General features: G+C 67.2%; 23 protein-coding genes. 8 read left to right on the top strand and 15 right to left on the bottom strand.

The window, feature by feature from the left end:
* The first annotated feature begins 150 nt into the window (after positions 1–150).
* A complete protein-coding gene (gene hisB, locus U5S82_08290) occupies positions 151–744 on the top strand; it encodes an imidazoleglycerol-phosphate dehydratase HisB (GenBank protein ID MDZ7751647.1) in 594 nt (197 codons plus the stop codon).
* Between the two features lie 53 nt (positions 745–797).
* Positions 798–1,436, top strand: a complete 639-nt coding sequence (hisH, locus tag U5S82_08295; GenBank protein ID MDZ7751648.1) for an imidazole glycerol phosphate synthase subunit HisH — start codon at positions 798–800, stop codon at positions 1,434–1,436.
* A gap of 442 nt (positions 1,437–1,878) precedes the next feature.
* Here the strand turns inward: hisH and purD are convergent, their stop codons facing one another.
* The 12 genes from purD to cutA all read right to left on the bottom strand — a co-directional run bounded on the left by purD (position 1,879) and on the right by cutA (position 13,849).
* Positions 1,879–3,174: a phosphoribosylamine--glycine ligase gene (gene purD, locus U5S82_08300; protein MDZ7751649.1), complete on the bottom strand. Its 1,296-nt coding sequence runs from the start codon at positions 3,172–3,174 to the stop codon at positions 1,879–1,881.
* A 352-nt stretch (positions 3,175–3,526) separates the two neighbouring features.
* A complete protein-coding gene (gene purH, locus U5S82_08305) occupies positions 3,527–5,092 on the bottom strand; it encodes a bifunctional phosphoribosylaminoimidazolecarboxamide formyltransferase/IMP cyclohydrolase (GenBank protein MDZ7751650.1) in 1,566 nt (521 codons plus the stop codon).
* A 62-nt stretch (positions 5,093–5,154) separates the two neighbouring features.
* The gene (gene fis, locus U5S82_08310) at positions 5,155–5,457 is read right to left on the bottom strand and encodes a DNA-binding transcriptional regulator Fis (protein ID MDZ7751651.1); all 303 of its coding nucleotides are present in this window, start codon (positions 5,455–5,457) and stop codon (positions 5,155–5,157) included.
* On the bottom strand, positions 5,454–6,440 hold the full coding sequence (gene dusB / locus U5S82_08315; GenBank protein ID MDZ7751652.1) for a tRNA dihydrouridine synthase DusB: 987 nt from the start codon (positions 6,438–6,440) through the stop codon (positions 5,454–5,456). Before dusB ends, fis begins: the two co-directional genes overlap by 4 nt.
* 192 nt (positions 6,441–6,632) lie before the next feature.
* Complete coding sequence (locus U5S82_08320; GenBank protein ID MDZ7751653.1) at positions 6,633–7,445, bottom strand: zinc-ribbon and DUF3426 domain-containing protein; 813 nt, start codon at positions 7,443–7,445, stop codon at positions 6,633–6,635.
* Positions 7,442–8,329, bottom strand: coding sequence for a 50S ribosomal protein L11 methyltransferase (gene prmA, locus U5S82_08325; protein ID MDZ7751654.1), 888 nt, complete (start codon positions 8,327–8,329; stop codon positions 7,442–7,444). The genes U5S82_08320 and prmA overlap by 4 nt, the downstream gene beginning before the upstream one ends.
* An 11-nt stretch (positions 8,330–8,340) precedes the next feature.
* Complete coding sequence (gene accC, locus U5S82_08330) at positions 8,341–9,681, bottom strand: acetyl-CoA carboxylase biotin carboxylase subunit (GenBank protein ID MDZ7751655.1); 1,341 nt, start codon at positions 9,679–9,681, stop codon at positions 8,341–8,343.
* 4 nt (positions 9,682–9,685) lie between these two features.
* On the bottom strand, positions 9,686–10,129 hold the full coding sequence (accB, locus tag U5S82_08335) for an acetyl-CoA carboxylase biotin carboxyl carrier protein (GenBank protein ID MDZ7751656.1): 444 nt from the start codon (positions 10,127–10,129) through the stop codon (positions 9,686–9,688).
* Positions 10,130–10,150: 21 nt separating this feature from the next.
* Positions 10,151–10,597: a type II 3-dehydroquinate dehydratase gene (gene aroQ, locus U5S82_08340; protein ID MDZ7751657.1), complete on the bottom strand. Its 447-nt coding sequence runs from the start codon at positions 10,595–10,597 to the stop codon at positions 10,151–10,153.
* Positions 10,598–10,749: 152 nt separating this feature from the next.
* Entirely contained in the window at positions 10,750–11,274 is a 525-nt protein-coding gene (locus U5S82_08345; GenBank protein ID MDZ7751658.1) for a TlpA disulfide reductase family protein, read from the bottom strand.
* Between the two features lie 17 nt (positions 11,275–11,291).
* The gene (locus U5S82_08350; protein ID MDZ7751659.1) at positions 11,292–13,517 is read right to left on the bottom strand and encodes a protein-disulfide reductase DsbD; all 2,226 of its coding nucleotides are present in this window, start codon (positions 13,515–13,517) and stop codon (positions 11,292–11,294) included.
* Positions 13,514–13,849 (bottom strand): divalent-cation tolerance protein CutA, encoded by a 336-nt coding sequence (gene cutA / locus U5S82_08355; GenBank protein ID MDZ7751660.1) that lies wholly within the window; start codon positions 13,847–13,849, stop codon positions 13,514–13,516. The genes U5S82_08350 and cutA overlap by 4 nt, the downstream gene beginning before the upstream one ends.
* A 284-nt stretch (positions 13,850–14,133) precedes the next feature.
* Between cutA and U5S82_08360 the strand changes: the two genes are divergently transcribed.
* The 6 genes from U5S82_08360 to U5S82_08385 all read left to right on the top strand — a co-directional run bounded on the left by U5S82_08360 (position 14,134) and on the right by U5S82_08385 (position 21,240).
* The gene (locus tag U5S82_08360) at positions 14,134–14,583 is read left to right on the top strand and encodes an FxsA family protein (protein MDZ7751661.1); all 450 of its coding nucleotides are present in this window, start codon (positions 14,134–14,136) and stop codon (positions 14,581–14,583) included.
* 339 nt (positions 14,584–14,922) lie between these two features.
* Entirely contained in the window at positions 14,923–15,213 is a 291-nt protein-coding gene (gene groES, locus U5S82_08365; GenBank protein ID MDZ7751662.1) for a co-chaperone GroES, read from the top strand.
* Between the two features lie 59 nt (positions 15,214–15,272).
* Positions 15,273–16,949 (top strand): chaperonin GroEL, encoded by a 1,677-nt coding sequence (gene groL, locus U5S82_08370; protein MDZ7751663.1) that lies wholly within the window; start codon positions 15,273–15,275, stop codon positions 16,947–16,949.
* A 138-nt stretch (positions 16,950–17,087) separates the two neighbouring features.
* Complete coding sequence (gene glnE, locus U5S82_08375; protein ID MDZ7751664.1) at positions 17,088–19,955, top strand: bifunctional [glutamate--ammonia ligase]-adenylyl-L-tyrosine phosphorylase/[glutamate--ammonia-ligase] adenylyltransferase; 2,868 nt, start codon at positions 17,088–17,090, stop codon at positions 19,953–19,955.
* A gap of 81 nt (positions 19,956–20,036) precedes the next feature.
* The gene (locus U5S82_08380) at positions 20,037–20,975 is read left to right on the top strand and encodes a branched-chain amino acid transaminase (protein MDZ7751665.1); all 939 of its coding nucleotides are present in this window, start codon (positions 20,037–20,039) and stop codon (positions 20,973–20,975) included.
* Positions 20,976–21,039: 64 nt separating this feature from the next.
* The gene (locus U5S82_08385) at positions 21,040–21,240 is read left to right on the top strand and encodes a zinc-finger domain-containing protein (GenBank protein MDZ7751666.1); all 201 of its coding nucleotides are present in this window, start codon (positions 21,040–21,042) and stop codon (positions 21,238–21,240) included.
* Between the two features lie 55 nt (positions 21,241–21,295).
* Here U5S82_08385 and U5S82_08390 read toward each other — a convergent pair whose 3' ends face one another.
* From U5S82_08390 to U5S82_08400, 3 genes are read right to left on the bottom strand one after another with little or no spacing between them, the layout of a single operon-like run.
* Entirely contained in the window at positions 21,296–21,949 is a 654-nt protein-coding gene (locus U5S82_08390) for a sulfotransferase family 2 domain-containing protein (GenBank protein MDZ7751667.1), read from the bottom strand.
* Between the two features lie 18 nt (positions 21,950–21,967).
* Positions 21,968–23,101, bottom strand: coding sequence for a glycosyltransferase (locus tag U5S82_08395; GenBank protein MDZ7751668.1), 1,134 nt, complete (start codon positions 23,099–23,101; stop codon positions 21,968–21,970).
* A complete protein-coding gene (locus U5S82_08400; protein ID MDZ7751669.1) occupies positions 23,098–24,216 on the bottom strand; it encodes a glycosyltransferase in 1,119 nt (372 codons plus the stop codon). Before U5S82_08400 ends, U5S82_08395 begins: the two co-directional genes overlap by 4 nt.
* Positions 24,217–24,276 lie beyond the last annotated feature (60 nt).

Here is a 24,276-nt window from a genome sequence, read left to right on the forward strand (position 1 = left end):
GTTCCCCCCGGATCGAATCAGCGGCCGGCAGCCGCGAATCCGTCGGTTATTATGATCGATGCGGTGGTCCATCCATGAGCCTCCCGGGAAACCCTGCATATTTCAGGGCTCCCCTGAGACATCCCGACTACCCGAGGTTACGTCAATCCCATGTCAGCCAGAAGCGCCACCGTCAAGCGAGACACCCTGGAGACCCGTATAGAGGCCGAGATCCACGTGGATGGCAGTGGCAGCGGGCGTTTCGATACGGGCATCCCGTTCCTCGAGCACATGCTGGACCAGGTGGCACGCCACGGCCACATGGATATCCGCATCACGGCGGAGGGGGATCTCCACATCGATCACCATCACACCGTCGAGGACATCGGCATCGTGCTGGGGCAGGCCATGGCCGATGCCCTCGGCGACAAGCGCGGCATCGTCCGTTACGGTCATGCCTACGTGCCCCTAGACGAGGCCCTGACACGGGTGGTGGTGGACTTTTCCGGCCGCCCGGGCCTCGTTTACGGTGTGCATTTCCCGCGGGCGCGCATCGGCGACTTCGACGTGGACCTGTTCAAGGAATTCCTCCAGGGCTTCGTCAACCACGCCAAGTGCACCCTGCACGTGGACAACCTGCGCGGCGACAACGCCCATCACGTGGCGGAGACCCTGTTCAAGGCCCTGGGACGCGCCCTGCGCATGGCAGCGGCACGGGACACGGGCGGCGCCGACACCGTACCCTCCACCAAGGGCATCTTATAGCCCCCGCCGGGCACCCCGGCCCCAACCCCCGGTCAGGTACAGATAAGCCAGTCATGGAAACCGTCGTCGTCATCGATTACAGCATGGGCAACCTGCGTTCCGTCGCCAAGGCCCTGGAGCACGTGGCATCGCCCCATCAGCGCATCGCGATATCCAGCGCCCCCGAGGCAGTGGCCGCCGCCACGCGCATCGTTTTCCCCGGCCAGGGCGCCATGCGGGACTGCATGGCCGAACTCGACGCCCGCGGGCTGCGCGATGCCATCCTCGAGGCCGCCACCACCAAGCCCTTCCTCGGTATCTGCATGGGACTCCAGGGCCTGATGGAGACGAGCGACGAGTCGCCCGGCACACCCGGGCTCGGCCTCCTGAAGGGTGGCGTGAAGCGCCTCCCCGCCGCGGACGAGGAGACCGGCGAGCGCCTCAAGATCCCCCACATGGGCTGGAACCGGGTGACACAGCGGGGTGCCCATCCCCTGTGGGCAGACATCGAGGATGGCGAACGCTTCTATTTCGTCCACAGCTTCCATGTGGTGCCGGCGGAACCTGAGGTCACCACAGGCACCACCCGCTACGGCACGGACTTCGTCTGCGCCATCGCCCGGGACAACCTGTTCGCCGTCCAGTTCCACCCCGAGAAGAGCCAGCAGCCCGGCCTGCGGCTGATGGCCAACTTCCTCGCCTGGCGGCCTTGAAAGTGGGCCGATGACAGAAGATTTTTAACTACGAAAGACGCGAAGGACGCGAAAAAACACAATTATGAGGAAGGACTGCAGCCGGGATTATCGCGGAGTCGGGCATTTTCCGTTGGGGTTCTTGCTCCGGCCCTATTTTGCCCGTACCGGCGGGTGTCAATATCCGTCAGAGTCAATACGGTAAACAGGCTGCGCTGCGCTACTGCTGTCTAGCCTCGGATGTCATCTTTCCCCATCCTTTTTTTATCGTCCCGCCATCCCCAGAAATCGACTTTTCGCGTAGTTACACAGCGAAAAATATTCTTTTACCATCCGCGTAGGGCAGATCAAGCGCAGCGGATCTGCCGCTCGATTCTTCTGGCTCTGGTCCGGCCTGTACTCGAACGTCTTCTTTTTTCGCGCCTTTCGCGTCTTTCGTAGTTAATAAAGGTTTTCCAGCCACCTATCCCGCCGAGGTGCTCCGTTCGCGGGTGATGGCGCGGTGGCCGATGTCGTGGCGCCAGTAGGCGTCCCGCCAGCCGATGGCGGCCACGCGCCGGTAGGCGGCGGCCTGGGCGGCGGCCACGGTGTCGCCGAGGGCGCACACGCACAGCACCCGCCCGCCGGCGGTCACCACCTGGCCGTCCTCGTCCCGGGTACCGGCATGGAACACCTTGGTATCCGGCGACTCCTCGTCCAGCCCCGAGATGGGCAGCCCTTGCTCGTAGCCGTCCGGGTAACCCCCCGCCGCCATCACCACCCCCAGGGCGGGCCACGGGTCCCACTCCGCCCGGGCGCCCGCCAAGCCGCCGTTCAGGGCGGCCAGGCACAGCTCGGCCAGATCACTCTTGAGGCGCATCAAAATAGGCTGGGTCTCGGGGTCGCCGAAACGGCAGTTGTATTCCAGCACCCGCGGCGCACCGTCGGGGCCCACCATGACGCCGGCGTAGAGGAATCCGGTGTAGGGCCGGCCGTCCGCCGCCATGCCCCGCACCGTGGGCTCGATGACCTCGGCCATGATCCGGTCATGGAGGGCCGGGGTCACCACGGGGGCAGGAGAGTAGGCGCCCATGCCACCGGTATTGGGTCCGCCATCGCCGTCGTCCCGGGCCTTGTGGTCCTGGGAGGAGGCCATGGCGAGTACGTGGCGGCCGTCCACCATGCAGATGAAGCTCGCCTCCTCGCCCTGCAGGTATTCCTCGATGACCACCCGGGCCCCGGCGGCGCCGAAGCGCCCGCCCCCCAGCATGTCCCGCACCGCGGCGATGGCCTCGGCCTCGGTGGCGGCCAGGATCACCCCCTTGCCGGCCGCCAGTCCGTCGGCCTTGACCACGATGGGGGCACCGCACTCACGGATGTAGGCCTGTGCGGCCGCCGGATCGGTAAACGTCCCATAGGCCGCCGTGGGAATCTTCCAGCGGGCCAGGAAGTCCTTCGTATAGGCCTTGGACCCCTCCAGCTCCGCGGCCGCCGCGGTGGGGCCGAAGCAGGGTAGGCCCGCCGCCTCGAACAGATCGACGACGCCCGCCACCAGGGGCCCCTCGGGTCCCACCACCGTGAGGCCGATACCTTCCCGCCGGGCGAAGGTCACCAAGCCGTCGAGGTCCTCGACGGCGATGGCGACATTGCTGACCCCGGCCTCCCGGGCGGTGCCGGCGTTGCCGGGCGCCACGAACACGTGGTCCACCCGCGGCGACCGCGCCAGCCTCCAGGCCAGGGCGTGCTCGCGACCACCCCCACCGATCACCAGTACCTTCAAGGCGCCTCCTTGGAACACATTGATTTTGAAACTACGAAAGTCGCGAAAGAACGCGAAAAAAACAATGTAACTTTAATGATGAGCTTTCTCCGTGGTCCAGAGTTCGTTTGGACTCGGTGAATGCGGTTACTTGGTAAGGGCCATTTCTCAACCCAACGCTGCCTGCTTTAATTTCGCGCCATTTCGCGTATTTCGTAGTTCATAAAAAGATCTTGCCCCCTATCCCCGGCGTCTGACCGGCAGGTCCGCTACGTTCGACCTGCCCCAGGGGCCGGAGGCTTTTCTCTAAGCTTGTATCTTTTTCGCGTTCTTTCGCGTCTTTCGTGGTTAAAAATTATTATCCAACCCTTCCTCAGTGGCGGAAGTGGCGCATGCCGGTGAATACCATGGCCAGATCGTGCTCGTCGGCGGCGCGGATGACCTCCTCGTCGCGCATGGAGCCGCCCGGCTGGATGACGGCGCACACACCCGCCGCCGCCGCCTGGTCGATGCCGTCGCGGAAGGGGAAAAAGGCATCGGAGGCCATCACCGAGCCGGCCACATCGAGGCCCGCCTGCTCCGCCTTGATGACGGCGATGCGGGCCGAGTTGACGCGGCTCATCTGGCCCGCCCCCACCCCCACGGTCATGGCATCCCGCCCGTAGACGATGGCGTTGGACTTGACGAACTTGGCCACCCGCCAGGTGAACAGCAGGTCCGCCATCTCGGCGTCGGAGGGCGCGCGGGCGCTCACCACCCGGATTTCCCGGTAAAGGTCATCGTCGGCATCCTGCACCAGCAGGCCGCCGTTGATACGCTTGAAATCGAGACGCGGGCCGGCGCCCCCGGCCGGCCATGGACCGCACACCAGCAGGCGGACGTTCTTCTTGGCCCCGACAGCCTCCACGGCCTCGGGCGAGGCCTCCGGGGCGATGATCACCTCGACGAACTGGCGCGCCACGATGGCCCGCGCCGTGGCACCGTCCAGGGGCCGATTGAAGGCGATGATGCCGCCGAAGGCGGACTCCGGATCGGTCTGGTAGGCGCGATCATAGGCCTCGTGCACATCGCCCCCCAGGGCCACGCCGCAGGGGTTGGCGTGCTTGACGATGACACAGGCCGCGCCGTCCTCGAACTGCTGGACGCATTCCAGGGCGGCGTCCGTGTCGGTGATGTTGTTATAGGATAACTCTTTGCCCTGCAACTGCCGCGCCGCACCCAGGCTGGCCCCACCGGCGCCGGGTTCGCCATAGAAGGCGGCACGCTGATGGGGGTTCTCGCCGTAACGCAGCTCCTGCACCTTCCCGTACTGCAAGGTCAAGGTGCGGGGGAAGGCTGCCGGCCCGTCGCCATTCCCCACCCTCCGGCCCAGCCAGTTGGCGATGGCGCCGTCGTAGCGGGCAGTATGCTCGAAGGCCTTCACCGCCAGGCTGAAGCGCAAGCCCGGGGCCACTTCACCGTCACCCACCGTCATGGCCTCCTGCACGGCGCCGTAGTCCTCCGGATCCACGAGTACCGTCACCGCGGCGTGGTTCTTGGCCGCGGCCCGCAGCAGGGCCGGTCCACCGATATCCACGTTCTCGATGGCCTCGGTCAGGGTGCACTCGGCGGCGGCGGTCACCGCCTCGAAGGGATAGAGGTTGACCACCACCAGGTCGATGGGGGGAATACCGTGTTTGGCCATGACCCCGTCGTCGATATCGCGCCGCCCGAGGATCCCGCCATGGATGCGGGGATGGAGGGTCTTGACCCGACCGTCCATCATCTCCGGAAAGCCGGTATGGTCCGCCACCTCGGTGACTGCGATGCCATGGTCCCGCAACAGGCCGGCGGTGCCGCCGGTGGACAGGATCTCCACGGACCGTGCGACCAGCGCCCGGCACAGATCCACGATGCCGGTCTTGTCAGATACGCTGACCAGGGCGCGCCGAATGGGCATGGATTGATACCTTCTCGTTCGTTGGCTTGGTGCGCGGGCCGCGCGCCCCCGCAGCGAGGAAGCTACATGAGGTCGTAGCGCTTCAGCTTCTTGCGCAGGGTACCGCGGTTGATGCCGAGGAGCTCGGCGGCCCGGCTCTGGTTGCCCTTGGCATGGCGCAGCACCGTCTCCAGCAGTGGCCCTTCCACCTCGGTCATCACCAGCTCGTAAAGGTCGCCGGTGGGATGGCCCTGCAGATTCTCGAGATAGCGCTCCAGGGCGTCCTTCACGCACTCCCGCAGGGGCTCATGGGCCGTGGAGCGCTCCACCATGAAGCCGCCTGCGCCCTCGCCGGTACTTGCCGCGCCTTTCACCAGATAGGTCATGCCGCCATTGCCTCCCCCCGCACGAGACCACTCAGATAGGCATTCGTCAGGCGCCGCTGAGCGCGGGCGGATTCCTCGCTGTTGACCCGTTTCCGGAATGCCAGGGAGCCCGCCAGGTCCGTCGTGTACCAGGCCAGGTGCTTGCGCGCGATGCGCACCCCCATGGCCTCGCCGTAGAAATCGTGCAGGGCGTCCAGGTGAGCAAGCACCACCTGGCGTATCGCCGCCAGGGTCGGGGCCGCTCCGACCCGCCCGGTCTCCAGATAACGGGCGATCTGACCGAAGATCCAGGGCCTGCCCTGGGCGGCGCGACCGATCATCACGGCGTCGGCGCCCGTGGCCTCCAGGACGCGGCGGGCCTTGGCCGGCGAGTCGATATCGCCGTTGGCGATGACCGGGATCCCCACCGCCCCCTTGATGGCGGCGATGGTGTCGTATTCCACCGGCCCGGTGAAGCGGCACGCCCGGGTCCGGCCATGGACCGTCAGAGCCTGGATGCCCGCGGCCTCGGCGAGGCGGGCGATGGCCACGCCGTTGCGATGGGCGGGGTCCCAGCCGGTGCGGATCTTGAGGGTGACGGGCACCGTCACCGCCGCCACCACGGCATCGAGGATGCGGCCTACCAGGGCCTCGTCCTGCAGCAGGGCGGAGCCCGCCCGCACGTTGCACACCTTCTTCGCGGGACAACCCATGTTGATATCCACCAGTTCGGCGCCCTGGTCCACATTGAAGCATGCGGCCTGGGCCAGGTCCCGGGGGGCCGTCCCCACCAGCTGCACGGCCCGCAGGCCGGATTCATGCTGGTAGTCGCGGCGCTTCACGCTCTTGGCGGTGTAGCGCAACGACGGATTGGCGGACACCATCTCCGAGAACGCCAGGGCCGCCCCGAAACGCCGGCACAGGCTGCGAAAAGGCCCGTCGGTTATGCCGGCCATGGGGGCCAGCAGGACCTTATTTTGCAATTGATAGGGGCCAATCTGCATCGCCTGTAGCACCACGGATCGGGTAAGGAGGGCTGCCGGGGCGGTGGCCGGCCATGTCGCCGTATCGCCCCTAGCCCCGTCAGCAACCTGGAAGTGGAGACGATGATAAACCCCGCCCCGGTTGCCGAAAAGGGGTTGACACGGGCGGGCAAAGCGGCGGCCGCAGAAACGACTCGAAGTGCCTCTTATATCTCAATGAAAGGTGAACTCGAAACTCACCGCGTCCAGTTTCGGCGCCACGAGGCTCAGGGTGAACTGATAGGGCTGGTGAGGTGTCATCACGGGGGGCGGGGGCCGTCCCAGATACTCCTCGGGGCGGAATTCGCGGCTGGCCAGGGTCGCGCCGTTGACGTCGAAGAGGGTGAAGCCGATAGCGGGAAAGGGTTGGGGCAGGCCTGCGGTGTTGGCCATCACCGCCCGGGCAAACAGGGCATCGGCGATGGCCGGATGACTGCGCACATCGCGGCTCAGGAGTTCGATGCGGGTGAGGTCGCGGTAGGGCACCGCGTCTTCATCGCCCCCGCGGGCGAGAAGCTCGCGGCGCAGGGGCATGAGACGTTCCACCAGGGGTGCCAGTTGCGGCGCTACCTCCGCCACCGCCCCGGGATGGAACACAACGGCCTGGCCGCCCAGCAGGCCGAGCAACAGGGCCGCCAGCAACAGGCCCATGAGAGCCCGCCAGCCGGATCGGGGGCGGCCATCTACTTCCGTGTCCGCGGCGAGACTGGCGGGCAGCGTCGCCGCGGCGTCGGGTTCCTCCGCCAGCTCGAATGGCGCCACCGGCGCGGCCTCCACGGCAATCGGCGGCTCCGGGGTGTCCCCTTCGGCCTCGGGCCATGCCCCGGCGGCGGTGGGGGTGGCCGGCAGCTCGTCCATGAGGTGTTCGCCGACGGCGAAGGGCTTGAGACAATTGCCACAGCGCATGGACCCCGCCGCGGGCAGCTCCTCGGGGTGAACCCGGAAGACCGTGCGGCAGTGGGGACAGCGGGTATATTTGATGATCACCGGCCCGCCTCCCGCCGTTTCAGCACCAGCAACGCCCAGCCGTCACGCAACAGGCGGGCCGTGGGTTCGAGCCTGGGCGCGTAAGCCGCCTCCACCTCGCCCATCTGCTCCTCCAGCAGGCCCGACAAGAGCAGGGTTCCGGCGGGCGCCAGCAGGCCTTCGAGGGTCGGCACAAGGTCCACCAGGGGCCCGGCGAGGATATTGGCCACCACCACGTCGGCGCTACCACCGGGGATCTCCAGGGGCGCCGTCACGTGCAGGCGGTGGGCGACGCCATTGTGGCGGGCGTTGTCGGCGGTGGCGTCCATGGCGCGGGAGTCGATATCGGTGGCCCAGGCTTGGGCCGCGCCCAGCCTGAGGGCCGCGATGGCCAGGATCCCCGAGCCGCAGCCGTAATCCACAACCCTCGCCCCGTCGAGGTCCCGCCGGTCCAGCCATTCCAGGCACAGGGCGGTGGTGGGATGGGTGCCCGTGCCGAAGGCCAGGCCGGGATCCATGCGGATATTCACCGCCCTGGGATCCGGTGGTTCCAGCCAGTTGGGCACCACCCACAGGCGGTTACCGTAATACAGGGCCTCGAAACCATCCTTCCACGCCAGCTCCCACTCCTGATCCGGCAGGCATTCCACCACCGGGTCGGGCAGGGTACCCGACCAGCCGGCGGCGACCCCGTCGACCACCGCCGCCGGGTCCCGATCGGCGGCGAACAGCCCCGTTACCCAGGTGGCTCGCCACAGAGGCGCCGCCAGGGGGTCGGACTGGTACTGGGGCTCGTCGCCCGCATCCGCCAGGGTGACGGAAAGGGCCCCCTCGGCTTCGAGGGCCGCGACCAGATCATCGGCCTGGTCCGCGGTCACCTGGAATTTGATCTGGGTCCAGGCCATGGGCGCCGGCATCACACCTGCAGCAGCTTCTCCAGGTAATGGATGTTGGTTCCACCCCCCTGGAAGCCGGCGTCCAACATCAGATCGCGATGGAGGGGGACGTTGGTCTTGATGCCTTCGATGACCATCTCGTCCAGGGCCGTGGCCATGCGGGCCAACGCCGACGGACGGCTGTCGCCCCAGGCGATCACCTTGGCGATCAGGGAGTCATAGTAGGGCGGCACCGTGTAACCGGAGTAGATGTGACTGTCCACCCGAATCCCGGGTCCCCCGGGGGAATGGTAGAGGGAGATGAGGCCGGGCGAGGGCAGAAAATTGCGCGGGTCCTCGGCGTTGATGCGGCATTCCACCGCATGGCCCCGCACCTCGATATCCTCCTGGCGGTAACGCAACGGCTCGCCCGCCGCTACCCGCAGTTGCTCCACCACCAGGTCGATGCCCGTCACCATCTCGGTCACCGGGTGCTCCACCTGAATACGGGTGTTCATCTCGATGAAGAAGAACTCGCCGTCCTCGTAGAGAAACTCGAAGGTGCCTGCCCCGCGGTAGCCGATCTCGCGACACGCGGCGGCGCAGCGCTCACCGATGAAGCGCCGGGTGTCGGCATCGATACCGGGGGCGGGGGCCTCCTCGATCACCTTCTGATGGCGCCGCTGCATGGAGCAGTCGCGCTCGCCCAGATGGATGGCGTTGCCGTGCTCGTCGGCAAGCACCTGGACCTCTACGTGACGGGGATTCTGGAGGTACTTCTCCAAGTAGACCTGGTCGTTACCGAAGGCCCCGGCGGCCTCGGCGCGGGTCAGGGAGATGGCATTGAGCAGGCCCGCCTCGCTGTGCACCACCCGCATGCCGCGCCCACCGCCACCAGCCGACGCCTTGATGATTACCGGGAAGCCGATGTCCCGGGCGATGCGCAGGTTTTCCTCGCCGTCGTCCCCCAGGGGGCCGTCGGACCCGGGCACGCAGGGCACGCCCGCCGCCTTCATGGCGGCGATGGCGGACACCTTGTCGCCCATCAGGCGGATGGTCTCGGAGCGCGGCCCCACGAAGATGAAGCCGCTCTGCTCCACCCGCTCGGCGAAGTCGGCGTTCTCCGCCAGGAAACCGTAGCCGGGGTGCACCGCCTGGGCGTCCGTGACCTCCGCGGCACTCACCACCGCCGGTATGTTGAGATAACTGTCCATGGAGGGTGGCGGACCGATGCAGACGGACTCGTCGGCCAGGCGCACGTGCTTGAGGTCACGGTCCGCCGACGAATGCACCGCCACGGTGCGGATCCCCAGTTCGCGGCAAGCCCTGAGAATGCGCAGGGCGATCTCGCCACGGTTGGCTATTACGATCTTATCGAGCATGGGATCACTCTATGGTGAAAAGGGTTTGGCCGTATTCCACCGGCTGGCCGTTCTCCACCATGATCCCCGTGATCACGCCGGACTTGTCGGCCTCGATCTGGTTAAGCAGTTTCATGGCCTCGATGATGCAAAGGACGGTGCCCTCCTCCACCCGCTGGCCCACCTCCACGAAGGGCTTGGCCCCGGGGGACGGCGCTCGATAGAAGGTACCCACCATGGGCGACAGCACCACGTCGCCGGTGTGGACCTCGGTAACATCACCGGCATCTGCTGCCGGTTCCGGTGGCATGGCCACGGGCTGAGGCGCAGGCGCGACCGGAGCGAGGGGATGGGTGGCCGTGCCGTAGCGGCTGATACGTACCGATTCCTCACCCTCGCAGATCTCCAACTCGGCCACGCCGGACTCTTCGAGCAGCTCGATGAGCTTCTTTATCTTTCTGATATCCATGACTTCCCCTTGTGCCTGGGCTCAGGGCGCCGGCGCCATGCGCCGCGCCGCGGCCGACAGGGCCATGTCATAGCCCTCGGCGCCGAACCCGCTGATAACTCCCACGGCGATGTCCGAGAAATAGGACCGCCGCCTGAAACCTTCCCGCCGGTGGACGTTGGACAGGTGGACCTCGATGAAGGGTATGTCCACCGCCAGCAGGGCATCCCGCAACGCCACGCTGGTATGGGTGAACGCCGCCGGATTGAAGATGATGAAGCCCACATCCGCCGCCGCCGCGCCGTGGATGCGGTCGATGAGCGCGTGCTCCGCGTTGCTCTGGTAGCAATCGAGGCCCAGCCCCGCCTCCTCGGCCAGCGCCACGAGACGGGCATCGATGGCGGCCAGGGTCTCCGTGCCGTACTTGTCGGGCTCGCGGGTGCCCAACAGGTTGAGATTCGGGCCATGCAGCACCAGTATGCGTCCCATCAGCCCCCCTTGGCCCGCTGAACCGGAAAGATAACGTCAAGATTAACGAAGTTTACCGCATAATAGTAGAGTTTAGCGCGGGCTCGACACCCATCAGGGACGCACCGGCCTGCCTTGACCCCCTCGAGAGCGGGGGGCCGAAGGGCGCCTTTTCACAGCAGTTCACCGAGGTGGGGCGCGAGCCGGGAGCGGCTGATCTCACCCTTGAAGCGGGCGACCACCCGTCCACGCCTGTCGTAGAGCACCGAGAAGGGCAGGGCACCCTGGAGATTGCCATAATCCTGAGCCACGCGGATGGCGTCCTCGTCCCCGACGAGCAGGGGAAAATCGAGGCCGTACTGCGCTGCGAACTCCCGTACCGCTGCGGCCTCGTCGATGGCCACTGCCACCACCTGAAAGCCCTGGCGGCCGAACTCTTGCTGCAGATCCGCGAACAGCGGCATCTCGCGCCGGCACGGCGGACACCAGGTGGCCCAGAAGTTGAGCAGCACCACCTTGCCGTCCCACTCGGCCGCCTCCCGGACATGGCCATCCAGGTCCGGCAAGGCGAACGCCGGGCGCTGGGCGGATAGCGTCGCCGGTCGGGATTCCGGCGCCCCGGGCTCCTCCACGGCCCCGAACAGCCACAGGGCCGAACCGGCCCCGGCCAGGGCGGCCATCAGGACGACCCCGCTCACGACCCACGGCAGACCCCTCATGCGTCCGGTACCGCCTTGCGGGCATGGGCCGCGAAGTCTTCGGCGTTCTTGAAACCGACCAGCCTGTAACCGCGCCGCTCCTCGCCGTCGGGGCCGAAGAACAGGATGGCCGGTGGTCCGAAGAGCTTGAATTCCTTCAGCAGCGCCTTGTCCTTCTCATCGTTGGGCGTGACGTCCGCCTTCAGCAGCACCACCCCCTCCAGGGCCTTCTGGACCTCGGGATCCGGCCAGGTGAAGCGCTCCAATTCGACACAACTGATGCACCAGTCGGCATAGAAGTCCAACATCACCGGCTTGCCCTGGGCCTGGGCCGCCTGAAGCTCCGCCTCCAGCCCGTCCACTCCCTTCACCTTGCGGAACTGCAGTCCCTGCTGTTGCGTGCCGCCACCGGGCCCGGAAGACGTCGCCCCGAGGCCCTTCAGGGGCTGGAACAGGTCGTTGTTGCCGCCTGACGCACCCACCAGCAACAACGCGCCGTATACCAGCATCACCAGGCCGAGCCCCTTCCATAGCTTGCGGTAGCCGCTGGCGTCCTTGCCCAGGGGCTCCAGGGCGCCCATGTAGATGGCGGAGACGATGAACAGGGTCGCCCACAGCAGCATGATGATGACGCCGGGCAGTACCCGGTCCAGCAGGTACAGGGCGACGGCGAGCATCAGCACGCCGAAGACGTGCTTGACCGCATTCATCCACGCCCCGGCCCGAGGCAGGACCTTGCCTTCCAGGGTGCCCATGGCCACCAGGGGCGCCCCCATGCCCATGCTGAGGGCGAACAGCGCGATGCCGCCGAGCACGGGATCCCCCTTCTGGCCGATGACGATGAGGGCGCCGGCCAGGGGTGGCGCTACGCAGGGTCCCACGATAAGGGCGGACAACAGGCCCATGATGGCCACACCGATGAGGCCGCCACCCTGCTGCCGGTTGCTGATCTCCGCCAGGCGCGCCTGCCAGCTGGCGGGGATCTGCAGGTCGTAGTAGCCGAACATGGACATGGACAGGGCCACGAACACCGCCGCGAAGGTGGTCAGGACCCAGGGGTTCTGTAGGGCGGCCTGGATGTTCGCCCCCGCCAGCCCCGCGATCACACCCGCCACGGTGTAGGTAAAGGCCATGGCCAGGACATAGACCAGGGACAGGGTGAAGGCCCGGCGCGTGGTGATCTGGCTGCCCTGGCCCACGATGATGCCGGACAGGATCGGGATCATGGGGAACACACAGGGCGTGAAGGCGAGCAGCAGTCCGGCCACGAAGAAGGCCAGCACCGCCCATACGGGGCTCTCCTCCAGCAGGGTGGCGAGGCGATCCTGCTCCGCCACCGGTTGCTCTGCTGCCGCGGCCGCGGTCGGGGCGGCGGGCCCGGCCGCCGCGCCCACGTCGGCACTGCCCGCCACGGTCACCGTCAGCTCCCGGGTGGCGGGGGGATAACAGATGCCGGCCTCGGCGCAGCCCTGGTAGCCCACCTTGAGGCGCAACTGGTCCTCGCCCGCGGGCATGCTCACGGGCAGCCTCGCCGCCACCTCGTCGTGGAATACGGCCACCTCGCCGAATGTGGGGTCCTCCTTCAACTCGCCCGGGGGCAGTTGTGCATCGCCAAGCAGAGCCCCGGCCGGCCCCAGGAGAGCGAACTGGAACTTGTCGCGATACAGGTAGTAGCCCTCGGCTATCTGCCAGCGGGCCTCCACCACGCCATCGCCCAGGGCATGGAGGGAGGGCCGGAAGGCCTCGTCGGGATGGAGGAACTCATTCGCCTCATCGTTGCCGAGGTCCAGGGGCAGCCGGGATACGGGGGGGGCCGCCGCCGCGGCGGGAACCACCTGATCGAGGAGGGTCTTCTGGGGGGGATAGCAGACACCGATGTCGGCACAGCCCTGACTGGTGACCTCGAGGCTGAAGGCCTCGCCGGCGGCCCCTGACACGGGCAGATCCACGGCCACGGTATCGCGGTAGATCTCCATGCGGCCGAAGAACTCGTCATCGATGACCTCGCCGCCGGGAAAGGTGGGCTGGCCGAGGGTGGCGTCACCCTTCTTGACGTCGAAGCGGAGCTTGTCGCGATAGAGGTAGTAGCCCTCCGCGATGCGCCATTCCAAGCGTACCCCCTCGGAGGTGGCCGCCGACTCGAGGCGGAAGGCCTGCTCCGGCATCAGCAGTTCCTCCCCGCCGCCCTGGGCCATGGCCGCCAGCGGGAAGAGGGCGAAGAACAGGTGGAGCCATTGATTCATTTATCATTCCTCAGCCAGTTGGCCATCCACTCCAGATAGGCCGGCAGACCGCCGTCCACGTCCAGTTTCAGGATTTCCGGCACATCGTAGGGGTGGGCCTGCGTCAGGCGCTCGCACAGGTCATCGAAGCGGCCGCCATCGGTCTTGATGACCATGAGGACCTCTTCATCGTCCTCGATACGGCCCTGCCATTCGTAGACGGACCGGACGCCGGGGACGATATTGACGCAGGCCGCGAGACGGGACTCCACCAGCATCCCCGCCAGGCGCCGGGCGGTGGCCTCATCGGGACCGGTACAGAGAACGATGGCCGGCTTGTATGGATCAGTCATGTCGGGTGTCCTGTTTGCCGCCCTGTTTGCCGGGATCGCGGTCGCAGCGCCGCCCCACGTTCCCGTTACAAGGTATTCCCCTGGCAGGGGGCGCGGGGCCGATGATGCAATACAGAGACGCGGCCGGGGCGGGAAAATTCCGTCCCCGACTTTACTTTGGGTTAAATGGCGGGGGTAGGGTACTGAAACCGCGCTCTTTTTCCCACCACCCGCAGATGGGGGTGGAAAAACCGGCGCGCCGGACTCATTTAATTATTTCTCGATTTCCTGTTAGGTTGCCAATCATGCGCATCGGACGAATCCTTTTCCTGGCCTTTCTGCTCATCCCCCTGCTCGAGATCTACCTGCTCATCCGCGTGGGCTCGGTCATCGGGGCATGGCCCACCATCCTCGCCGTGGTGGGCACGGCGGCGCTGGGGGCGTATCTGGTGCGAACCCAGGGTCTCGCCACCCTGCGCCGCGCCCAGGCCTCCCTGGATGCCGGCCAGGCACCCGCCTTCGAGGTCTTCGAGGGCACCCTGCTGCTCATCGCCGGCGCCCTGCTCCTGACGCCCGGCTTCTTCACCGACGCCGTGGGTTTCCTGTTCTTGACGCCAGCTCTGCGGCGCCGGCTGTTCGCCACCATCGCCTCCCGCATCACCGTGCGCCAGGGGGGCCCCGGAGGCCCGCAGGAGCGTGGCGGTGGCGGCCCGCGGGTCATAGAGGGTGAATACACCCGCGACGATCCACCTTGAGCTTAAGCCCAGCGCGCCGTTATATCCCCAGGGGAAAGGGGAAAGGGGAAAGGGGAAAAGATTACCACCCGTGCGTCCGCTCTGCTGACGCCGAAACGGTGGATCCGCTGCGCCTTTTCAAACGGCCACTCCTCCCTGACCTTCCTCCTTTTCGCGTCATTTCGCGTCTTTCGCGGTTACGCTTTTAGTAGGTCGGGATTCATCCCGACATCCAGACTTGTTTCCTCTGCCCCTTGACTCTCGTGCATTCGCCCCTATTATTAGCACTCACCTAAGGCGGGTGCTAACAAGCGCCCTCGAAGTGTCCCATTTAAAACGTTTTGCGAGGAGAATCCTTCTATGAATCTACGCCCGTTGCATGACCGTGTGATCGTCAAGCGCACGGAAGAAGAACGCACCACCCCCGGGGGCATCGTGATCCCCGACAGCGCCGCCGAGAAACCCATCAAGGGCGAGATCATCGCCGCCGGCAACGGCAAGCTCCAGGACAGTGGCGAAATCCGCCCCCTGGACGTGAAGGTGGGTGACAAAGTGCTGTTCGGCAAGTACTCCGGCACCGAGGTGAAGGTAGACGGCGACGATCTGCTGGTGATGCGCGAAGACGACATTATGGCCGTGATCGAGGGCTGAACGCCCCGTCGACCCGGTTGCTAACGAACACAGAGAATTCAGCGAGGTAACAGAACACCATGGCTAACAACGGTAAAGAAGTACATTTCGGCGAAGACGCCCGCCAGCGCATGTTTCGCGGCGTCAACACCCTGGCCAACGCGGTCAAGGTGACCCTCGGTCCCAAGGGCCGCAACGTGGTCCTGCAGACCTCCTTCGGCAACCCCACCGTCACCAAGGACGGCGTGTCCGTGGCCAAGGAAGTGGAACTCAAGGACCGCTTCGAGAACATGGGGGCCCAGATGGTCAAGGAGGTCGCCGCCAAGACCTCCGATGCCGCGGGTGACGGCACCACCACCGCCACCGTGCTGGCCCAGGCCATGCTGCGCGAGGGCCTGAAGGCCGTGGCCGCGGGCATGAACCCCATGGACCTCAAGCGCGGCATCGAGAAGGCCGTGCTGGCCGCCGTGGACAGCCTGAAGGAGATGTCCAAGCCCTGCGACGACAACAAGGCCATCGCCCAGGTCGGAAACATCTCCGCCAACTCCGACGAGAGTATCGGCACTATCATCGCCGATGCCATGGCGAAAGTGGGCAAGGAGGGTGTCATCACCGTGGAAGAGGGCCAGTCCCTCGGCAACGAGTTGGAAGTGGTGGAAGGCATGCAGTTCGACCGCGGCTACGTCTCCCCCTACTTCGTCAACAACCAGCAGTCCATGACCGCCGAGCTGGAAGACCCCTATATCCTCATCCACGACAAGAAGGTCTCCAACATCCGTGATCTGCTGCCCGTGCTGGAGGCCGTCGCCAAGGCCGGCAAGCCCCTGCTCATCGTCGCCGAGGACGTGGAGGGCGAGGCCCTGGCCACCCTGGTGGTGAACACCATGCGCGGCATCGTCAAGGTGGCGGCCGTCAAGGCACCCGGCTTCGGCGACCGCCGCAAGGCCATGCTGCAGGACCTGGCCATCCTCACCGGCGGCAACGTGATCTCCGAAGAGGTGGGTCTGTCCCTGGAGAAGGCCTCTTTAGATGACCTCGGCCAAGCCAAGAAGATCATCGTGGACAAAGACAACACCACCATCATCGACGGTGCCGGCAACCACGCCGACATCGAGGCCCGGGTGGCCCAGATCCGCACCCAGATCGAGGACACCACCTCCGACTACGACCGCGAGAAGATGCAGGAGCGGGTGGCCAAGCTGGCCGGTGGCGTAGCCGTCATCAAGGTGGGTGCCGCCACCGAGGTGGAGATGAAGGAGAAGAAGGCCCGCGTCGAGGATGCCCTGCACGCCACCCGTGCGGCGGTGGAAGAGGGCGTGGTGCCCGGCGGCGGCGTCGCCCTGGTACGTGCCATGGCGGCCATCAAGGACCTCAGGGGTGACAACCATGACCAGGACATGGGCATCAAGATCGCCATCCGCGCCATGGAAGATCCCCTGCGCTACATCGTCTCCAACGCCGGTGGCGAGTCCTCCGTGGTACTCAATGCCATCCTGGCGAAGGGCGGCAACTATGGCTTCAACGCCCAGACCGAGGAGTTCGGCGACATGATCGCGATGGGCATCCTGGACCCCACCAAGGTGACCCGCACGGCGCTGCAGAACGCCGCCTCCATCGCGGCCCTCATGATCACCACCGAGGCCATGGTGGGCGATGCCCCGTCGGACGACAAGTCCTCCGGTGCCGGCGCCGCCATGGGCGATATGGGTGACATGGGTGGCATGGGCGGTATGGGTGGCATGGGCGGCATGATGTAATCGCCCCACCGTCCCACCAAGACAGTGAGCCCCGCTTCGGCGGGGCTTTTTTTTGGGTTTGAGTTCCCCTGGTTTGAGTTCGCCTGGGGGATGTGCTGTGATGCCACCCGCCCGACGCCACCCTCATCCCGCTCATCGATGCCGACTCCCCCCCTACCCGAGACCCTGCGTGCCATCGGCGAAGAGTCCTGGCACGCGTTCCTGAGTGCCGCCGGCGAGCAGGGTGGCGGCGCCGCGGCCTGGGCCGAGGAGGGCACCCGGGTTTTCGCCTTGAGCGATTTCGTCGCCCGGGTGGCGGCGGCCAAGCCCCAGGTGGTGAGCGAACTCATGGCCTCCGGAGACCTGGAGCGGGACTACTCGTCCGAGGAATTCGGGCGCCGCACCGCCGCCGCCCTGGCCGCTGCCGCGGACGAGGCCGCGCTCATCGACGCCCTGCGCCAACTGCGACGGCGGGAGATGGTGCGCATCGCCTGGCGGGACCTGGCGGGGCGCGCGGAATTGCGAACCACCATGACGGAGCTGTCGCGTTTCGCTGAGGCGGTGGTGGAACACACCCTGGAGCGCCTCCACCAGTGGCAGGGCGCGAAATATGGGGAACCCCTGGACGGGGCCGGCCGCAGCCAGTCCCTGGTGGTGGTGGCCATGGGCAAGCTGGGGGCGGGCGAGCTCAATTTCTCCTCCGACATCGACCTCATCTTCGCCTTCCCCAGGGATGGCGAGACTGTGGGTGGGCGGCGTGCCATCAGCCACCAGGAGTTCTTCATCCGCCTCGGCCAGCGGCTCATCCACGTCCTCACCACCCCCACCCCCGACGGCTTCGTATTCCGCGTGGACATGCGCCTGCGCCCCTTCGGCGCCAGCGGGCCGCTGGCGGTGTCCTTCGACGCCATGGAAGAGTACTACCAGAACCACGGCCGGGACTGGGAGCGCTACGCCTGGATCAAGGCCCGCCCCGTCGCCGGCGACGCGGCGGCGCGGGAACAGCTGATGGCGGCGTTGCGGCCCTTCGTCTACCGCCGATATTTGGACTACGGGGCCTACCAGGCACTGCGGGACATGAAGGCCCTGGTGGACCAGGAGGTGCGACGCAAGGGACTGGACCAGAACATCAAGATCGGGCGCGGCGGCATCCGCTCCATCGAGTTCATCGGCCAGGCCTTCCAGCTCATCCGCGGCGGCCGGGACACCGTCCTCCAGGAGCCGGCCCTCTGCACCGTGCTGGACCTCCTGGCCGCCCAGGGGCTGCTGCCCGCCGATGTGGTGGCCGGCCTGCAGGAGGCCTATGCCTTCCTGCGCAACACCGAGCATCGCCTCCAGGAGGCCGACGATCGCCAGACCCAGGCCCTGCCCCAGGACGACCTCGGTCGGGCGCGTCTGGCCGCGGCCATGGGCTACGAAGGCTGGGCCACTTTTTTACAGGCCCTGGATGGGCACCGCGACTTCGTCGAAGGCTGTTTCGGCGATGTCTTCACCGCCCCGGACGAAGAGGAGCCGGAGGCGATCAGCCCCCTGCGGGCCCTGTGGGAGGCGGACCCACCCCACGGCGAAGCGGCAGAAACTCTGCTGCGGGGCAGGGGCTACGACGATCCCGGCGCGGCCCTGGGGCGGCTGCGCGCCCTCAAAGAGAGCTATGCGGTGCGCGCCATGTCGGCTCAGGGGCGCCGGCGCCTCGACCGTCTCGTGCCGCTGGTGCTCGAGGCCGCCGGTGCACACGCCAACCCCCAGACCACCCTGGCGCGGTTGCTGGACCTGGTCCAGGCCGTAGCCCGGCGCAGCGTCTACATTGCATTGCTGGCGGAACACCCGGTGGCCTTCGAGCAGCTGGTGAAGCTGTGCTCCTCCAGCCCGTGGATCTCCGCCCACATCACCCGCTTTCCCATCCTGCTCGACGAACTTCTCGATCCACGCACCCTGTACAACCCTCCGGACCGCGAAGGCCTGACCCAGGAACTGGCCCTGCTCATGGACAACGTGGCGCCGGGGGACACCGAGCAGGAGATGGACACCCTGCGCCTCTACGGTCAGACCAATGTCCTGCGGGTGGCGGCGGCGGACATCGCCGGGGTGCTGCCCCTGATGAAAGTGAGTGATCACTTGAGCGATATCGCCGAGGTCATCCTGGACACCTGCCTGAAGCTGGCCTGGCGGGATACTACGCGGCGCCACGGCGTGCCCACCTGCGTGGTGGACGGCGAGCGCCGGGAGGCGGGATTTCTCATCGTCGCCTACGGCAAGCTGGGGGGGTTGGAACTGGGCTACGGCTCGGACCTGGACCTCGTGTTCCTCCACGGCAGCGCGGGCACGGCGCAGCACACCGATGGTGCCAAACAGACGGACAACGACACCTTCTTCGCCCGCCTGGGTAAACGCCTCACCCACCTGCTCACCACCCACACCGCCGCCGGCACCCTCTACGAGGTGGACCTGCGGCTGCGGCCCAGCGGCGCCTCGGGCCTGCTGGTGGGCGCCATGGAGGCCTTCGCGGACTATCAGCGCCGACGTGCCTGGACCTGGGAACACCAGGCCCTGGTAAGGGCCCGGCCGGTGGTGGGAGACGCCCACCTGCGGGAGCGCTTCGAGGCCATCCGCCGCGAGGTGCTGTGCCAGCCGCGGGAGCCCAAGGCCCTGCAGCTGGAGGTGCGCGAGATGCGCGAGCGCATGCGCCGGGAACTCGCCAAAGGCACCGCCGAACTGTTCGATCTGAAGCAGGATCGCGGTGGCATTGCGGATATCGAGTTTATGGTACAGTACGGTGTTTTGCTGTGGGCCGCCACGCACCCGGCGGTGGTCCGCCATACTGACAACATCCGCATCCTCGAGGCCTTCTCCGCGCAGGGCCTGATGCCGGCCGCGGATGTCGGGTTGCTGGCGGATGCCTACCGCGCATACCGGGGCCGCGGCCACCGTTGCGCACTGGCGCAGGTACCCGCCCTCGTGCCCCACGTGGAGTTCCAGGGCTATGCCGCAGGCGTCGCCGCCCTCTGGGAACGGATGATGGAGGCCTGAGCCCTTGCCGGGTGATGTCCTTCCCGCCGGGGCGTTTGGTGAACCGCTTTGACTGCAACAGAGATTCTGGGGAATGACGACATGACGATGGACGACCGCGACGGCGTCATCTGGTACGACGGTGAGATGGTCCCCTGGCGGGAGGCCAAGACCCATGTCCTCACCCACACCCTGCACTACGGCCTCGGGGTCTTCGAGGGGGTGCGGGCCTATCACGCCGACCAGGGCACCGCCATCTTCCGCCTCGACGCCCACACCCGGCGCCTCTTCAACTCGGCCAAGATCCTCAACCTCGTCATCCCCTACGAGCCCGAGGAGATCAACGAGGCCCAGCGCCGGGCGGTGGCGGAGAACGGCCTGGATTCCGCCTATATCCGCCCCATGTGCTTCCTCGGCTCCGAAGGCATGGGCCTGCGTGCCGACGGCCTCAAGCTCCACACCATCGTGGCGGCCTGGGAGTGGGGCGCCTACCTGGGCGCTGAGAGCATCGAGCGGGGGATCCGGGTACGCACCTCGTCGTTCACCCGCCACCACGTGAACATCACCATGTGCAAGGCCAAGGCCAACGGCAATTACATGAACTCCATGCTGGCCCTCCACGAGGCTCTGGCCTGCGGTTGCGACGAGGCCATGCTGCTGGACAACGAGGGCTATGTCGCCGAGGGCAGCGGCGAGAATATCTTCCTGGTGCGGGACGGCATCATCTACACCCCGGACCTCACCTCGGCCCTCGAAGGCATCACCCGGGACACTGTGATGTCTCTGGCCCGCGACATGGGCTACGAGATCCGCGAGAAGCGCATCACCCGCGACGAGGTCTATATCGCCGACGAGGCCTTCTTCACCGGCACCGCGGCGGAGGTGACCCCCATCCGGGAAGTGGACGGACGAACCATAGGCAACAAAAAGCAAGGGAGCAACAACGGCCGCGGACCCATCACCGAACGCCTCCAGGCCAAGTATTTCGACGTGGTCCACGGCCGCGACCCCGCCCATACGGGCTGGCTGACGCCGGTCTGAGCTCGCGCCGCCACGCCCATCCTTGCGATTTTCATCAACGAAGGTGTTATGGGAGATTGCCAGCGTGACCCAAGCAGAAGCATCCCGCAACAAGGCCGCCCCAGCGGCCGCACCCACCGCCATCAAGCGCCGGGACCTGCCTCTGTCCTGCCCCCTGCCCGATGCGCCGGTGTGGAATCAGCATCCCAAGGTCTACCTGCCCATCGAGAACAATGGCCACGCCAAGTGCCCCTACTGCGGGGCAGAATTCGTCCTCGAGGACTGAGCGGCCGTCCGCAGTTGCCGCATCGCCACCGGCAAGCCACGCCCTGCGGTGGACTTTAGAACTGGTAGTCGAACATCTCGGCGTCCTCCGCGAAGTGGGTACTCACCAACTGCCGGGTCTCGTCATCGTAGTAATCGCGATAGCCGGTGCGGCGGTCGCGGGCATGACGCTTGTGGGGCAGCCCGGGACAGGGGATGCCGATGCGCCGGCAGGCCTCGGCGAAGTCCTCGTCCAATCGCTCGTAACGCCCCACGAAGTCGACGATCACCCGGCCGTGGAGGTCCACCAGGTAATCCGCCTGGGGGGTGATGGAGGTATCGATGTGGTACTGGTAGGGCCGGTCGGCGGACAGCTTCCATCGCAGGAACTCGGCGAAGCCCTCGTGACCGGCCATGAGGTGGGGGCGCTCGCGCCGGATGTGGTGATAGGAACTCACCTGCAGGTCCCAGGGATTTCTCACGAAGGCGAACTTGAACAACCCGTCGAACACCTCCCGAGGCAGCATCTCCAGGGCCGCCACCGCCTTGGCATGACGGGGCAGCTTGACGCCGACGCGATGCCCCGTTAAGGCCGACAGCCGCGAGCAGATGAACTGGGGCAGGCGATAAGGGTCCCGCCAGCGATAGCCGTTCAGGGCGGCGCGGATGCTGGTGCCACCGGTCTTGGCGATGTGGACGAACAGGAAATTGTGGCGGATGGACAGGAGCACGGTGACGGGGATTATCCTTCAGGCCAGCTCGTCGAAAAACCGCAGGTAGCTCGCGGCACTTTTTTCCATGGTGTATGCCGCCACGGCCCCACGCAACAGTTCCGGGTCCGGCGGGGCCGCCAGCACCCGCGCCATGGCCGCCGCCAGGCCTTCCACGTCTCGCGGTGCCACCAGGGGCGCGACCCGTCCCCCCTGCAGGAGTTCCGACGGGCCGCTCGGGCAGTCGGTGGCGACCACGGGCACGCCGAGGGCCATGGCCTCCGTGAGGGCATTGGGTGAGCCCTCCCAGAGAGAGGAGAGGACGAACAGATCCGCAGCCGCCACCCAGGCGTGGGGATTGCCCTGAAAGCCCGGCAGGGCCACCCGGTCCCCGATCCCGAGTTCGGCAGCCAGGGCCAGAAGCCCTCCTCGATCTGACCCCTCGCCCAGGATCACCAGTCGCGCGGGACATTCCACGGCCACCCGGGCGAAGGCCCGCAACAGGGTGGGGAAGTCCTTCTGGCGGGTCAGTCGCCCCACGGCGATGATGAGGGGGAGGTCTTTGTCATCCGCCCACGGGTGCCCGGCCGGCCGGCGTGCGGCATGGGCGAGGTCGGGGGTGATGACGGGGTTGGGAATGACCCGAATGGTGCGGGGGTCCATGCCGGTGATGGCCACCACGTCGTCCTTGACCCCCTGGGACACCGTCACCAGGCCATCGAGGCGGCCATAGAAACGGCGCATGCCGGCGTGCCAGAGGGCCCGCTTGACGCGCCCGCGCCCGGCCAGGGCGGCGGACGCGTTGGTGCCGAGGCGCCCCACCAGCCGCACCTCGACCCCCGCCAGAGCACGGGCCAGGATGGCCGCCTTGATGGCCCGATCCTTGGCCACCAGCAACAGGGGTGGGCGGTGGCGCCGCAGGTAGCGGGCCAGGGAAATCACGGCCGTCAGGGTATGACGCGTGCCGAGGCGCTCCACCTCCACTCCCGCCGGCAGGTGGTCGAGCCAGCCACCGTCGGCCCGCGCCAGCACCAGGCGGACGCCGTGGCCCCGGGCGACGAGGCCCCGGGCCAGGTTGAGGATCATCCTCTCCACCCCGCCCTGGCCGGAGAAGGAGACGAATATGAGAATGGTGCGCGTCCCATCGCCAGGCCCGCCCCCTGCTCGGCTCATGGACCACCCGCCGGCGCCAGACCCAGCACCTGCAGATAGCCATCGGTGGCCGCGGCCACCCCGTAACGCCGCGTCGCCGCCGCGGCCTGGCCGGTATCGTGGTGTTCGTCGAGGGCCGCCGCCATGGACCGGGCCAGAGCGTCTACATCGCCCACCGGTACCAAGGCCCCGTAGCGGCCGTCCTCCAGCACCTCCCGGGGGCCGCTGGGACAGTCCGTGGCCACGCAGCGCATACCCAGCGCCAGGGCCTCCACCAGCACGTTGCCGAGGCCCTCCCAGCGGGAGGACAGGACGAACACGTCGGCGTTGGCCATGAAGCCGTAGGGGTTGGCCGTGAATCCCGGCAGGTCCACATCATCCGCGACGCCGAGTTCGCGCACCAGGGCCTCGAGTTCGCCCCGCCGGCGTCCCTCGCCGAGGATGATGAGCCGCGCCTCCCGCCGGCGTCTCAGGGCCGCAAAGGCCCTGATGAGAGTCGCGAAATCCTTGCGTGCACACAGCTCGCCCGCCCCCAGGAACACCGGCCGGGTCTTGTCCCGCAGCCACGGGTGGGCGGGCATTTCCCGCGCCTGCGCCAACACCCGCGCCGTGATCACCGGGCTCGGCAGGGCCTTCACCTTGGAGGCCGGAATGGAGGCCGTGGCCACGAGGTCCGCCGCCGCGCCCCGGGACGGCACCACGATGACGTCGGCGCGGGGATAGAGATGGCGGGCCGACAGGTGCTGGCCCAGGCGATGGAGCCGCCGCCGCCCCTCCAGGTTCCTGGAGAAGGTGGTGCCGATGCGGATCACCAGCCGGGTGTCCACGCCGGCCAGGCGCCGGGCGATGACGGCCATGCGGTTGACCCGGTCCTTGTCCGTCAACAGGGCCCGCGGTCGCTCCCGCCGCAGGTAGCGCACCAGGGGCAGCAGGCTGGTATCCACATGGGCGGCGCCCAGCCGCACGATGAGATGCGCCGGCAGGACCGACTCCCAGGCCGGCCCGTGACCATCCACCCTGAGCACCTGCAGGGCATGACCGCGGCCGTGGATCTCGGCGGCGAGGTTGCGGAACAGGGTATCCACCCCGCTGTGGCCCGAGGTGGCCACCAGGATGGCGAGGTCCGGACGGCTCATGGCCTGTGGCCCGCGGTGCGCCCATGGCTGGACGGCGCGCCCGGGCCGCCGACCGGGTGC

It is taken from the genome of Gammaproteobacteria bacterium, assembly GCA_034522055.1.
In the GTDB taxonomy this organism is placed as follows: domain Bacteria; phylum Pseudomonadota; class Gammaproteobacteria; order JAABTG01; family JAABTG01; genus JAABTG01.

Excerpts from the sequence above, each read along its gene's own strand:
- U5S82_08360 (MDZ7751661.1), top strand. The coding sequence starts at position 14,134 with ATGCGCATCGGACGAATCCTTTTCCTGGCCTTTCTGCTCATCCCCCTG.
- U5S82_08350 (MDZ7751659.1), bottom strand. The coding sequence starts at position 13,517 with ATGAATCAATGGCTCCACCTGTTCTTCGCCCTCTTCCCGCTGGCGGCC.
- aroQ (MDZ7751657.1), bottom strand. The coding sequence starts at position 10,597 with ATGGGACGCATACTGGTGCTGCATGGCCCGAATCTCAACCTGTTGGGC.
- hisH (MDZ7751648.1), top strand. The coding sequence starts at position 798 with ATGGAAACCGTCGTCGTCATCGATTACAGCATGGGCAACCTGCGTTCC.
- accB (MDZ7751656.1), bottom strand. The coding sequence starts at position 10,129 with ATGGATATCAGAAAGATAAAGAAGCTCATCGAGCTGCTCGAAGAGTCC.
- cutA (MDZ7751660.1), bottom strand. The coding sequence starts at position 13,849 with ATGACTGATCCATACAAGCCGGCCATCGTTCTCTGTACCGGTCCCGAT.
- hisB (MDZ7751647.1), top strand. The coding sequence starts at position 151 with ATGTCAGCCAGAAGCGCCACCGTCAAGCGAGACACCCTGGAGACCCGT.
- glnE (MDZ7751664.1), top strand. The coding sequence starts at position 17,088 with ATGCCGACTCCCCCCCTACCCGAGACCCTGCGTGCCATCGGCGAAGAG.
- dusB (MDZ7751652.1), bottom strand. The coding sequence starts at position 6,440 with ATGCAGATTGGCCCCTATCAATTGCAAAATAAGGTCCTGCTGGCCCCC.
- U5S82_08380 (MDZ7751665.1), top strand. The coding sequence starts at position 20,037 with ATGACGATGGACGACCGCGACGGCGTCATCTGGTACGACGGTGAGATG.
- accC (MDZ7751655.1), bottom strand. The coding sequence starts at position 9,681 with ATGCTCGATAAGATCGTAATAGCCAACCGTGGCGAGATCGCCCTGCGC.
- purH (MDZ7751650.1), bottom strand. The coding sequence starts at position 5,092 with ATGCCCATTCGGCGCGCCCTGGTCAGCGTATCTGACAAGACCGGCATC.
- U5S82_08400 (MDZ7751669.1), bottom strand. The coding sequence starts at position 24,216 with ATGAGCCGTCCGGACCTCGCCATCCTGGTGGCCACCTCGGGCCACAGC.
- groES (MDZ7751662.1), top strand. The coding sequence starts at position 14,923 with ATGAATCTACGCCCGTTGCATGACCGTGTGATCGTCAAGCGCACGGAA.
- prmA (MDZ7751654.1), bottom strand. The coding sequence starts at position 8,329 with ATGGCCTGGACCCAGATCAAATTCCAGGTGACCGCGGACCAGGCCGAT.
- fis (MDZ7751651.1), bottom strand. The coding sequence starts at position 5,457 with ATGACCTATCTGGTGAAAGGCGCGGCAAGTACCGGCGAGGGCGCAGGC.
- U5S82_08395 (MDZ7751668.1), bottom strand. The coding sequence starts at position 23,101 with ATGAGCCGAGCAGGGGGCGGGCCTGGCGATGGGACGCGCACCATTCTC.
- groL (MDZ7751663.1), top strand. The coding sequence starts at position 15,273 with ATGGCTAACAACGGTAAAGAAGTACATTTCGGCGAAGACGCCCGCCAG.